Below are 13483 nucleotides of genomic sequence, written 5' to 3'. Positions count from 1 at the left end.
GTAGCCTATTACATGAACAATATGAACGTAATTATTGCTGATGACCATCCGATAGTCTTGTTCGGTATTCGCAAATCACTTGAGCAAATCGAGTGGGTGAATGTTGTCGGCGAATTTGAGGACTCTACAGCACTGATCAATAACCTGCCGAAGCTGGATGCGCATGTTTTGATTACCGATCTCTCCATGCCAGGCGATAAATACGGCGATGGCATAACCTTAATCAAGTACATCAAGCGCCACTTCCCAAGTTTGTCGATTATTGTTCTGACCATGAACAACAACCCGGCCATTCTTAGCGCGGTACTGGACCTGGATATCGAAGGGATCGTTCTGAAACAAGGCGCGCCGACCGACCTGCCGAAAGCCCTCGCCGCGCTACAAAAAGGTAAGAAATTTACTCCAGAAAGCGTTTCTCGGCTGTTAGAGAAAATCAGTGCTGGCGGTTACGGTGACAAGCGCCTCTCACCAAAAGAGAGTGAAGTTCTGCGCCTGTTTGCCGAAGGCTTCCTGGTTACCGAGATTGCTAAAAAGCTGAACCGAAGCATTAAAACCATCAGTAGCCAGAAAAAATCCGCAATGATGAAGCTGGGTGTCGAGAACGATATCGCTCTGTTGAATTATCTCTCTTCTGTGACGTTAAGTCCGGCGGATAAAGAGTAATCACCTGTAGGCCAGATAAGACGCGCCAGCGTCGCATCTGGCACTTGCACCGATTGCCGGATGCAGCGTAAACGCCTTATCCGGCCTACAAATTCCATTATTTCAATGGATTACGATAATGTAGGCCAGATAAGACGCATCAGCGTCGCATCTGGCATTTGCACTGATTACCGGATGCAGCGTAAACGCCTTATCCGGCCTACAAATTCCATTATTTCAATGGATTACAATAAGGTAGGCCAGATAAGACGCATCAGCGTCGCATCTGGCATTTGCACCGATTACCGGATGCAGCGTAAACGCCTTATCCGGTCTACGATTCCCGCGCTTTCCTGACCCTTTCCGCATACATCGTCAGCGTCTGTTTGATGACATCCAACGTCACTGGCTTAGACAGACAGCTATCCATACCGGACTCCAGACACCGCTGTTTCTCTTCAGCCAACGCATTGGCCGTTACCCCTATTACCGGCAACGTCAGTCCCAACTGGCGGATACGTTGCGTTAACCGGTAACCATCCATATTCGGCATGTTGACATCACTTAGCACTATATCAATGTGATTCTTACTAAGGACATTAAGTGCATCAACACCATCATTCGCCGTCTTACACTGATAGCCCAACGATCCAAGCTGATCGGCCAACAGACGACGGTTAATTGGATGATCGTCTACGACCAGAATCATCATATCGTCGTTATTGCTGACCACTTTGTCGGTCGACGGCAGAGAGTTAGCAGGATCGTCGCTCTCCAATTCTATCAGATAGATGCGCGCCAGCAATGCCGGTAGCTCGTGCGGGGCTGCCACACTGTGTACCCATTCACCAGGCGCTTTCTCCAGAGGGATACCGATATGGCGACGACAGAAAGTCACAACCGCCCTGCCCTGCCATTTTTTACTCACCACATCATCGGTGATCAACACATCTTCGGGAGTCGGTTCCTGCCCTTCGTATGTTGCAACGACTATGCCGCTGCGCTGCAAACTGGTTTCCAGGAACTGACAGAGCGACGCATTGCGGACCGCCAACCAGCAGCGTTTACCACTCAACCCTTCGACGCCTTTTTTCTGCGGGTACTGAGCGCCATACAACGGAATACGCACGGTAAACTGGCTGCCCATTCCCGGTTCAGAATCCACCGAGATGTCACCGTCCATCATGCTGATCAGTTTTTCACAAATCGCCAGCCCCAGACCAGTACCCTGGAAGTTACGCTGTACGCCCGTCCCTACCTGGAAGAACGGATCAAATAACCGCACCACTTCTTTAGCTGGAATGCCCACCCCGGTATCGCGTACGCGAATAGAAAGATAATCACCATCAACGCGAACATGCAGAACAATGCAGCCGGTATCGGTAAATTTAATGGCATTACTCAACAGGTTGGAGATCACCTGCTGTAAGCGCATTGGGTCGCCATTGAGCGCCATCGGTACATCTGGCTCAATAAAACAGTACAAACCAAGTTGCTTGCGTACCACCAGCGGCAAATAGTTGGAGGTGATGTGGTTCATGACTTCGCGCGGTGAAAACTCGCGTGGTTCGATTTTCAACTGTTCCGATTCAATCTTCGAGAAATCGAGAATGTCGCTAATAATTTTCAATAACAGGCTGGAAGAGTTATTCATTGCCGTCACCAGACGGTCAACACCTTTTGGTAACTCTTTGGTTTGTAATAGATCCAGGTTGCCGATAATGCCATACAGCGGCGTTCGCAGTTCGTGGCTAACGGTAGCAAGGAACATCGATTTTGACTGGCTCGCCTGTTCTGCTGCCTGCGCCATTTCTTGCAGCGACTCTTCCATCTTCACACGTGAAGACACATCGACCAGTACGCAAATTGCCACGTTTTCATTACGATAGCGCGAATGAACAAAGCTGATTTGCAGGTTGGTATTGTTACTGGTAAGGACATCAACAAAATTGACCTGCTGGCCACAAATAATTTGCGTCAGCCGTTGGCGATCCTCATGCGTAAGCATGTTGAGATAGGTATGCGCCAGTTCGTTACTCAAAATATTAACGCCATCGACAGTTCGCAAAATGCAGATCCCCACAGGCGCAGAGGCGACTATCTTGCGGTTAAACTGCTCATGCTCTTCCAGTCGCTGGGCGTCACTTTCCGCCGGAATAAAAATACGTCGCTCATACATCCGTGCGAGGGTAAACAATGCAGCACCCGCAATCACGTTCAGCAAAATCGCGTTAAGTATCAACATGCGAATACGTTCCAGCACCTGATCAACAGGCACGGAATAGACAATACTTAGCGAAGACGGCGGTAGATTTTTTTTCAGCACCAGCTCACGGAAACCTGGCGTATAGCCAAACCAGGATCGCTCCTGCATCCAACGCGGTTCGGCTTGAATCTTACTTTCCGGTCCGGTCAGCGAAATCAGGGTATGGCCATTTTCATCAAGAATGGTGACGCCCATCGGCAACGTCCCCGGCAGGAAGAAGTTCTCCATCCGAATTGTCTGTTCTACGCCTAAAAGCGCTTGCAAACGGTTTGCCAGATAAACCGGCGTCAGCGCGTAGAAATATCCCACCCCAGGACGCGGCCCTTCACTGATCCAGAAAAGGTTACTGCCACTGTCATCCTGTGGCGCGTTACGATATTTGTTAATGCGTTCATGCAGGGCTTTCAGAGCGGTGTCACGTTCGACGGGCATATCACGCAGGCCAAAGTTAGCCATACAGAGGTTATCGCTGCCGATTAAAAACACACGGTTGAGATCGTAAGCCGCAGAGAAGTTATCGCGCCAGTAGCGCATAAACCACGCCAGTGACTCCAGGGAGCCTCGCCAGGTGTTGCTCATTGCGGAACAATCGGAATCAGCAAACAGCGGTTCGAAAACCGGCACATCCGCTTGCGTTTCACGCCCACGCGGAGAAAGCACGCCGTTTTCCACGGATAAGCGATTTTCAGCAATGTACTTCAGCTCTTTCATGACATCAGAGGTGCGCTGAATAAACCGCTGAGCCTGATCGGAGCTCAGATTAAATTCCTGACGAATCTCAGATTCTCGTTGATGTAAAGCGTTGACGATGTAAAACACTGATGAAAAAGCAATCAACAGCCAGATCAATAACGCCAGCGCTCTGAACATGTAGCGCGAGACTTTCAGGGTTGTGCGAAAAGAAGCAAGGTATTTCAAAGGGGCGAAGCTCCGCCTCAGGTGACCGATGGAGTGTGGTTAAGGTAGCGGTAAAAGCGTGTCACCGCAATGTTCTGTCATCATCGCAACAGTATGTATCGTTTAGAAACCATTGCCTTAACCCCAGAAGCCGGAACAAATAGAAAGATTTCAGAAGACACAATATGAAATGACCATTCTGCCGACACTTGTGAATGGTTATATCCTGGAGTCGGCTGGTCGCCCAGCAGTCTTGTCTGAAAAAAGAGTGCCGGGCTGCGGGGCATTTTACCAGTCAAAACTTTTCACCAGCGTTAGTTCACCAGCATTACGCATCGGCACAATAAAAGTTTCCTGTTTCTCATTGACCGACCCTTCATCGGTGATCAGCGTCAGTTGGGCGGTCGTCAATTCCGTTTCACTGCGCCCGCCGAAGTAGTTGATATACACCTGATAGCGCCCGTGAACTGGCGCTGGCATGGCGAAAATCTCGGGTCCGTACCCCGTCGTGACATCCATATCCAGTGCACCACTGTTTTTCAGCACCGTGTTACCGTACCAGGCATGTTCACCATCAGGCGTAACGACATGAAGATCGAGGTCAGTATTGTCCGTATCCCACGAGAGAACCAGCCGTAAACGCGCGCGAATCGCTCCAGCCCCCGGCGTAGAGTAAAACTGCATTTTTTGTCGGCTTTGCCCATCGGGGCTGATGACCTGCACGCTGTTACTGCCTTCCGTGAAAATATAAGGGCGTGCAAATGAACCATCGGATTCAATTCTCTGCGGCATACTGGCTCCGTTGACCACCAGTCGCCCCTGCTGGACTTTTCCCGCCGCAGCATAATTTTTTATTTTGCCGCGGATTTGCGCAGAGATATTTTGATCATCTGCCATGTTGACGGACGACGCCGGGTAATTGATCGATTGTGAAAAACTGGCATCTTCGCCCTCTGCCGGATGCCAGCCAGAGAGCGGTGCATCAATCTCGACTTCCTGCACACCTTCACTGTGAGCGACAGGCGAAAGCGCCACCAGTAACAACGGAAGAAAAATCTTTCGCATAGCATTAGTCCATTAATAATTGTCGGGTCAGCGTTTCGATATAGTTCTCATCAAGCCCGGTGGGATAACCATCAAAGGCCAGGTGAAGATACTCATGGGTTAAATCAAGACGATCCTGAAGCGTAAAGAAGTTACGAATAAACAGCCGTTTCTGCTGCCGATCGGTAAAGGGGAATCCCGAGGCTAAACGGCAAACCGCAAATACATCTGGTTCGTTGTAACCCGTCTCGCCTTGTAACACGCGTCGCCACTGGGGCATTTTTTTCGCCAGCCAGGCTTTCGCTTTTGGCAAAATCTGGCAAGTGGCGCGTGGAGCTCCCCAGCGACTAAGGCTGTTATCGGGATAAGCAAAGGCGAGTATCTGATCGTAACGTTCACCTTGCACCGCCTGGGCCGTGGCTTTACGCCAGGATAACGTGCCTTCGGCAGTACGGCTGCCGTGATAATGAACCGGATCGCCCGCATAGATGAGATCCTGCGTCCAGGCGGTCATCGTTCGCGCCCCCGTGGTAGCTGGCGAAGCAGAAACACGCTGCGTGGCGCTGCTGTCCGGGATGGTCAGGCAATCGCCTTCCCGATCGGCATTTTGCTGTAAAAACGTGCGAATCGCCACGGTCATGGCTTTCGCTGCTTCAGGAGGCGTGCTTTTCGCTTCGCGATCCAGAACTCTGGCAACATACTCTTCACGATCGAGATGCGACTGTAATTTCAGTTTGCCCTTCTCCGTCAGTAACGTCGTCTCACCACGGCTAACAAACGTAATGTGGTTACCATTGGCGAACGTCACACGATAACGCCCATTGAGCACACCAGGTTTTACTGCCGTCGTGCTCTTTTCCTCAGTGACTTTCTTCAACGGATAGCGAGCAAACAGATCCACCAGTACACATTGCCCGCTGGCAACTTGCGTCGGCACAGGCAAAACCTGATTAAGTACCGTCGCATAACGGGTTAGTACCGTTTTGCTGGTGCCGCCACCTGCAACCCACAGCGGCGTGCCATCAGTTAACCATCCGGCAAAACCACCCTGGCGGATTTCCTGTTTATCATCGGCAAACCAGCTCCAGGTTTTCACCCGTACCCGGCTACCGAGCATAGACGCAACACCGATTTTCGCCTCGTCCAACACCACATCCAGTAAGACTTCCTGAGCTTTGTTTTGCGCGGGTAACGTCGCTAATGAATCAAGCAGCGATTTAACCGTTACCGAGGTTTCTGGTTTCAGCGTAGAAAGAGATGCTAACCACGCCGGAGCCTGACGCTGTTGCCAGTATGGCCCCCATACATCCGCGCTAATGTGCAACCGCTGCGGCGCAAAATAGAGTCCACAGGAACGTACCAGCGCGGTATCGCGCGTTATGCTCTCCCCCGCCTGGCAACAATAAACCTCTTCCGGGGAGTTTCCGCGACACTGGTAGGGCTGCTCCGGTTGATGGGTATCCTCCAGCCAGGCGTAAACATACAGTTTCCACAAACTCCCTAACGGCGTGGTGAGCGTGTCAGGTAACGTCGAGACATTTGTCACGCCTGACGACGATAACTGATACAGTTGGTCATGCTGCGCGCCCCGCAGCGCCAGTTGTAACGGCGTCTCCTGTGCAAACGTCGGCAGGGTAACCAGCGTTAATAGCCAAACGACTCTGCGCCAGTTCACTTATTTCACCTGCATCCCGGTCCATTCGCTCCCTGCCGCAACACTTTGCTGCGCAGGTGCATAGGAACGCACATAGCGAGCAGGCGGCAGAACGAATTGCCCTTTTTGCGAGAAGCGCAGCAGATGGCGGAAAGTGACCGTTCCCGTCAGTTCTTTCACCGGCACCATATAGGCCAGTTCGCCCATTTCATTACGCGCTTTTTCCAGCAATTGCCCCTGCTGTTTCGCGGCGTTGGGTTTATTGACCGATATTCCCCACGTTGTCCGTTCAACATCGGCTCCCGGCGGCAGTGGGACTTCTACCTGACCGTAGCGCAGAGATGCATTCTGCTCGTTAGTAAGGGTGATTTCATCGAGATACAGCGCATCGCTGTTAATCTCATTGCTGGTCACCGGCTGCAACGTAAAACTCATGTCTTCATCACCGGGGATAAGTCGATACAACTGGCGTTCAACGGTCACCGGAATATTACTTTGTTGAGCCGTTTTTGCCGGTTCACGCCAGCGGACCTGCACGTTTTGCGGCGGTAATTCGTCACCCAAAGAGAGAATTTCCGGCACGCCCTGACCCACCCAACGCCAGTATTCGCCCCCTCCGGTTAACTTATGTTTGGCCCATGCGCCCGCAGGCGCAGGCAACACAACTGGAGGCATCGTCGCCATATATTTCGCCAGCCAGTTCATGGCCAGCGCGCGCTCAATAGTGGATTGCTCAGCGGTCAAACCACTTAAAATAGCGGCCGCCTGGGTGGTGTCGCCACCGCTATTGAGCAGCACAACCGTGTGCGCCAGCGGCTGATTGCTGTTTGCCGCTTTATCCCACGCATATTGCTGAACCTGTGGCATCACAGTGGACTTCAACTGCACTTTTTTCAGCAACGTCATGGTTAAGACGTTTGCCACCGCATCTGCCAGCGGAGATTCCGGTGTATCGAGGATCAAACTGTCATTGATCTCGCTGGTGTCTTCCTCAGAGAAATCTTCTGTTTTAGTTCCGCGCCGGGCGATAGCTTCATCCAACCCTTTCAACAACGTTTTGCACGGCAGATTCATCTCCTGCGCCCACGCCAGCACCAGCGCCCGATGCAATAACGGCATGTTATCCGCCTGCTCCGCGTAGCTGTCGAGCATATGTTGCCAGTATTCCGGTTGTTGCGTTACGCCAAGGGCCTGGCTCGCTTGCCAGTCGGCGTACCATGCCCATGCCGTGAGGAATGCATCGCCATTGCCATCTTCACCCCACCAGGTAAAGCGCGCTCCTGGCCCCGCCAGTTGCATCAGCCGCAGACGGTTATCCTGAATCATCTGACGAATGTCGTTAGCGGCGGCACTTTGATGATCGGCAAGCGAACGCCAGGCAAGACTGAGCGGGATCAGACGGCTACCGGTGTTGATCACGCCCCCCCAGGGTTCCTCTATTAACGCATCAAGATTGTTGCGGAAAATCTCCTGCGGTGTTTCGCTACTTTGCAGCCGGATATTACTCGCCTGCTCGGGCAACATCAGCGCGTTATCGCCACCGCCGAGCATGACGTTTTTCTGCTGTTCAACGGGCCAGCTGTTATCAACAAAAGACAGTTTTGTGCTAATGCTGTCCTGCACTTGCCCATTTTGTTGCAGTTCTGCACTTAACAAGCCAGATTGCTGAATGTTCTGCGCCAGCGAAATATAGTTCGCCCCCTTATGCAGTGTCAGCGTCTGGCGCATCTCGTCGCCCGCAAATTTACTCACCAGCTCTACCGGTTCGTTATCCTGCTGACTGAAGATAAACAGCCCTACCGCTGGTTTGTCGCCAAGGCGATAGACCGTTGGCATACTCCACTTCATGTAGAGATTTTTTTCCGAGCGCAAATACGCACGCCCCTGCCCGACCAGTCCGTCGCCGTTCATCCCACGCGCGGTGATGCGCCAGCGGGTTAACGAATCCGGCATCAGGAACGTGAAATACGCTTTGCCTTGTTTATCCGTGGTTAGCGACGGTATCCATGCCGCGGTATCCACCTCTTCACGCCGTGGACGTTCAAGCATTTTTACTCGCCGCTCGCTGCGGTTAGTCGCGCCAGGCGCAACCGGCTCGCTGGAGAGCGCCTGATCGTAGCTGATAAATGACAGGCTGGAACTGGTGCGTACATTGTTACGCCCCAGCGGATAGAAAAATTTGCCGATACTCGGCGCGATTTCCGGTTGCAGCGCGTAGATCATTTCATCGACCACGCCAACCGTTAGCTGCGCAGAAACAGGTTTACCTTTCAGCGACGAGGTTAATTCGACATTGACCAGTTCACCTGGCTGGTAATGGGTTTTGTCCGTTTTCACCCGGATATCCAGCTGAGGAACGGCAACTTTGATCCCGGCATTCTGAAAACTGTACTGACCGTTACGGGTATACAGCACCGAAAAAGTGATGTTAGGCGCAAAGGTATTGCTCACCGGAACGCGGGCTTCATACTGGGTATCGTTTAAGCGTTGTAGCGTCAGCCAGTTTGCCGGATGCGATAGCAGCGACTGCTGTTCCACGCGATCGCGTTCCAGCGTCAATAACGCTTCATCAATTGGCTCCGGGAAGGTAATCAGCATCTTCGCGGTTTCGCCTGGCTGGTACAGCGTTTTATCCGCCACGATATCTACCGTACCAGTATGCGCCGTGCTGCCCTTACCGCTGACGGCATGGCTTAACCCGGCGAGAATTAAGCCGTCTTTATCGCGTAATGTCAGATTGTAGTTGCCAGGTTTTTCGAAATTAACGGTGAAGGATTTACCGCCAGACGGTAGATCTCCGCTGTGGCTTGTTCGGTCTTCCAGACGTAACCACTCATACTTAACAGGAACCTGCTTTGAAGATTCCAGCGCGGCATAACGGAAAACAACCGACTCGCCGCTATTACTGTATTGTGCGGCGGTGCTTAGAGAGTAATGCGCCAGACCGCGTTCAATGAGGATCTCTTTGGTTGTGGTAACACGATATGCCGCACCGTCGCTGGCAGAGACGGTCAGTAAATAGCGGCTCGGTTTATCTGCTGCGGGAAGATTTAACGCCACATGACCGCTGGCGTCTGAAACTGTTTCACTGCCTTCAAGCGACACAGGGAAGCGCCCGGCATAACGCAAATCGTTACCGACCATCGAAAGTTGTTGGGCGCGCAAACTTAACTGCACGCGGGCATTTTTTACCGGCTCGCCATCCGGGTAGAGCAGTTGCAGTTTGCCGCTGACCGCTTCGCCAGTTTTGAAATCTTTTTTGTCGAGAGCTAAACCAATTTCGAAATGTGGTTTGATGTAGTTTGCCACGCGAAAACTGCTGCTATAGACCTGTTTGCGGTAAGCCAGGCGTAACTCATAACCTCCGGCAACGGCATTTTCTGGCAAGCGGAAACTCCCCTGCCCGCCATTGCGCGCATCAAGCGTGACATCGACGGTTTGCAACAGGCTACCGTTGGCGTCCAGCACTGAAAGCTTCGCCGGTGCGCTGACGATAGGGGATGAATGCAACGGATCGTGGAACTCGCGGCCCATCACTTTAACATCGACACGATCTCCTGCGCGGTATAGAGGGCGATCGGTAAAGATATACAAGCGGGTGTTGTAGATTTCGCTTTCGTAGAAGAAGTTCTCGGAGACAAAAACGCCGCCTTCAGCATCCTTACCCAGAATGTATGAACGTTCAGGCGATATATGTTGTAACTGCAAGGTGCCGCTGTCATTGGTGACGCCTCGGGTCATCACGCCAAGACCGTCAGTCCACAGGATTTCTGATCCAGGCTTCGCTTCCCCCTGCTTTTTGCCAGCGGTCCACACCAGAAGCTCGTTACCCGACACTTTACTCAACGCCACGGTATTGGAGACAAACACCACCGTTGTTGCCCGATAACCACCCACCATCGCTTCGACGAGATACAGCCCCGGCTCTTGTTTGCCGAGAGGAATATAGATGTTGCCCGGCTGCGGCGAGATGAAGTTACTGGATGCGCCTTCCAGTTTTACCCCTTGCTGCGGCTCAACCGGTTTTGCCTGCCATAGTGGATAACGGAACTGTTCCACCAGTGGATATTTCTTCAGCGGTGAAAACTGGCTGTTTTGTACATAACGGGAAGGTTTGATGATGGCATTGCCGAGCTGCAATTCCGGTAATGCCTGGGTCACATTCTGCCGTGACTGATAAGAGAAAGAACGCTGCATTACACGGCGAGATTTGCCGTACCAGTTATCCCACAGCCAGGTTAGCGTATTGTTCAGACCGTCACCCAGATACTGCGGTTGTACCACAATGCGGTGCAGGTTTTTCTGCTGACGCAGAAATGCCATCGGATCAGGAATACGATACAGGCGAACATCCACGCCGCCGTACTCTTCCATCTGATAACGTTGATAATCGCGCCCCGGCGCTTCCAGCCGCACTTTCGCCTCTTCGCTGCTGCTAAAACTGCTGTCAGCGAGCAAAAAGAACGTTCCCCCGGCTGGCGGCGCATAGTTGCTGGAAGGAAGCGAATCGTCAGCATTAACAAGCCCTGTTCCCACAAGAGACAGGCACAGGCAGGCCGCTATTGCGCCAGAAAATTTAAACGATAAATGCCAATGAAATTGGGATTGGAATCGTTGGGTATCCATCGGGTGTCCTTCCATGTCATAAGTTGTTGCAGACTGACTGCGCGCATTCCGTTGTCAGTTTTCGTGGCGCTTCCGGTGTGGTAGATGACGTAACGCCCCATCCAGACCATTAAGTGCTGGGCATCGCCCTGATCGAAAAAAATCATATCGCCAGGCAGTGCCTGGTTTATGTCCTGGCCAATAAACAGGCTGTTGTACTGAATCAAATTAATCGCGGTCACATAGGGTCCGGTTTTCCCGTTCCCCTGGTTCCAGTTTTGTGCCAGTTGTCGTTGCTCAGGTGTTAGCGTCATTTCTGGCGGTAGATACTGGTTTGACAGACCGTTACTTTTTAGCCATTTGCTATCGTGAACTTTCAGCGACTCGTTCGCTGCAAAGCGCACCAGGCCTGCGCAATCCTGCTGATACCAACGTGGACTTGGCCCCTGGCGTAGCTGTTCCTGCGCAATGCGCACAAACCAGGCACGAAATAGTCCCGATTGTTCGACATTCAGCATTTCGCTATGAGCAACAAAACAACACAGCCAGCAAATCAGTGCCAGCAGTCCACGCCTCATAATGGCTGCCAGTTGATTGGTAACCATTGCCAGGCGGCGCCCGGTTTCATCTGGTCCAGCTTCATGACATAACGAGGCTGTTGCGATAAAGCGTCCAGTTTCGGCATTAATAAAGTTTGTGCGGCGTTATAAAAAACCGGTTCGAGATTCTTCGGCAGACTAGTCAGCGTTTCGTTACGCAGCAGTTTCGCCATTCCTTGTGGATTGATATAGAGCGGAACGACGCTATCAGTGGGTATCACATCCACCATTGCCGGGCGGGTTTTATTCAGTGTTTGCAGCGCGTTATTAACCAGCGTGTCATCGAGGGAGAAAAGCAGCGTTTTGTTTTGCATCGCCAGCGACACGCGGAAAAAATAATCCGACATTAATTGATCGGGTTGCGCCGCCTGCGCTTTCGGATACTGGCCGTATCGGGAACTCACTTCGCGACGCCAGATTTGCGCTTCGCCCTGCTGAGTTTGAGTTACCGGTAATACGCCTTCTGGCGCTTTGCTTTCACGAGCACCAATATTTTGGGTAAACAGTTTCCCTGGCAATTGCGCCTGTTCGTCAGTGCCATCAAACTGACCAACAAACAGTGGGGTTTGCAGTTTTGAATCCTCATACCAGCATAGCCCCGCGGCACCGTCTAACGCCCCATTCAACTTGTCGTTTTCCTGAGCGATTTGTGAGAGCATCTCTTCAGCAATACCGTGCGAGTAAGGCACCGCCACGCAGAAGCTGGCCCCGGCAGGCATACTGCTCCATACCGGCGTAAAATCGAAACTGGCATCCACACTCGCGGATTCATCATTTAACGCCAGAAAGCTATGCCAGCCGTCGTTGCTCATTTCGAAACGCACTCCGGCAAAAGAAGGCATTAATCGCTGGTAGCCAAAACCCAGCAACCTGGCGCTGACCACGATGCGCTGGCGTACTGGCGTTTTTTCGGCAGCACGCTCTTCCAGACCGAAGCTGGCTTGCCAGCGTTTTTTACCGCTCAACAAATCACTTGCGATCGCCGAGGCTTCGGTATCCTGCTGGTCATCTTTAAACAGCATATCCGTGCTGGAAAACACCAGCATCTTGTCCTGATATGTCGCGAACATCAGGGCGTTATTGCCGTTATAGCGCAACTGATAAACAGGAATAGTTTCACTATTTATCTTGATACTACTGATTTCCGTCTTGCTTAACTGGCTATCGCTGGTAGCAGCAAACAGCAATGGCTCCAGCAACTTGCTCAAGCCACTACGCTGGATAAGCACCATGTAATGTGAAAGATGGCCTTGTTTATCGTGCCACAGTGCCGCCTGCGCGGGCTGGTCTAAGAGTGACGAAAAGAGCTTATCCTTCAGCGTGAGATCATGTTCATAGACAATGCGGCGAATACTGCCTTCAATGCCCAGACGATCGGCATGATTCTGATAATAGAAAACGAAATCTTCACTCAGGACATCGTGGAGAAAAGGAATAGTAAGGACATCTTTGGGAAGCTGGCTTAGAGAGTCGCTATCGAGAAAGAGGTCAGGCTCATTGAGATCGATTTGCAAATTATTGTGCACCACCAGCGGCGACAACGTTTTTTCTGGACCACTGCCAGTGTATTGCAATGCCCAGACGCCCGCGGAAAGGAGCGCAACAACACCGACACCTACAAGGCCATAAAACTGCCAGCCTTTCGCCTTTTTTTCACCGCTCATTGCCACATTCCTTGTGTATAACCGTCATTTTTGACGAACGGACTCGCCCTTAGCGCGCCCTAATACGACAAAAGCCCAGACTTTGCAGCCTGGACTTTTCATTTCGAAGAAG

General features: G+C 51.9%; 7 protein-coding genes. 1 reads left to right on the top strand and 6 read right to left on the bottom strand.

The features are described from left to right. Positions 1-12: 12 nt before the first annotated feature. Positions 13-663 carry a response regulator transcription factor RcsB gene (rcsB, locus tag FEK47_RS08870; protein WP_042290573.1) on the top strand — a complete coding sequence of 217 codons (651 nt, stop codon included), beginning with the start codon at positions 13-15 and terminating at the stop codon, positions 661-663. A 313-nt stretch (positions 664-976) separates the two neighbouring features. Here rcsB and rcsC read toward each other — a convergent pair whose 3' ends face one another. From rcsC to FEK47_RS08840, 6 genes are all read right to left on the bottom strand, one after another. Further along, the gene (gene rcsC, locus FEK47_RS08865; RefSeq protein ID WP_135487509.1) at positions 977-3826 is read right to left on the bottom strand and encodes a two-component system sensor histidine kinase RcsC; all 2850 of its coding nucleotides are present in this window, start codon (positions 3824-3826) and stop codon (positions 977-979) included. Positions 3827-4093: 267 nt separating this feature from the next. After that, complete coding sequence (locus FEK47_RS08860) at positions 4094-4870, bottom strand: YfaP family protein (RefSeq protein ID WP_135487508.1); 777 nt, start codon at positions 4868-4870, stop codon at positions 4094-4096. Between the two features lie 4 nt (positions 4871-4874). Then, positions 4875-6524 (bottom strand): YfaQ family protein, encoded by a 1650-nt coding sequence (locus tag FEK47_RS08855; protein WP_135487507.1) that lies wholly within the window; start codon positions 6522-6524, stop codon positions 4875-4877. Next, positions 6525-11039, bottom strand: a complete 4515-nt coding sequence (locus FEK47_RS08850) for an alpha-2-macroglobulin (protein ID WP_205713532.1) — start codon at positions 11037-11039, stop codon at positions 6525-6527. 23 nt (positions 11040-11062) lie between these two features. After that, a complete protein-coding gene (locus FEK47_RS08845; RefSeq protein WP_135487506.1) occupies positions 11063-11686 on the bottom strand; it encodes a DUF1175 domain-containing protein in 624 nt (207 codons plus the stop codon). Further along, on the bottom strand, positions 11683-13371 hold the full coding sequence (locus FEK47_RS08840) for a DUF2138 domain-containing protein (RefSeq protein ID WP_135487505.1): 1689 nt from the start codon (positions 13369-13371) through the stop codon (positions 11683-11685). Before FEK47_RS08840 ends, FEK47_RS08845 begins: the two co-directional genes overlap by 4 nt. Positions 13372-13483 lie beyond the last annotated feature (112 nt).

This window comes from Escherichia sp. E3659 (assembly GCF_005781135.1).
Lineage (GTDB): Bacteria > Pseudomonadota > Gammaproteobacteria > Enterobacterales > Enterobacteriaceae > Escherichia.
The sequence above is the reverse complement of the archived record's forward strand: the minus strand, read 5'-3'. Positions and strand labels throughout refer to the sequence as shown.

Coding starts and splice junctions, on each gene's coding strand:
- FEK47_RS08845 (WP_135487506.1), bottom strand. CDS start 11,686: ATGAGGCGTGGACTGCTGGCACTGATTTGCTGGCTGTGTTGTTTTGTT.
- rcsB (WP_042290573.1), top strand. CDS start 13: ATGAACAATATGAACGTAATTATTGCTGATGACCATCCGATAGTCTTG.
- FEK47_RS08840 (WP_135487505.1), bottom strand. CDS start 13,371: ATGAGCGGTGAAAAAAAGGCGAAAGGCTGGCAGTTTTATGGCCTTGTA.
- FEK47_RS08860 (WP_135487508.1), bottom strand. CDS start 4,870: ATGCGAAAGATTTTTCTTCCGTTGTTACTGGTGGCGCTTTCGCCTGTC.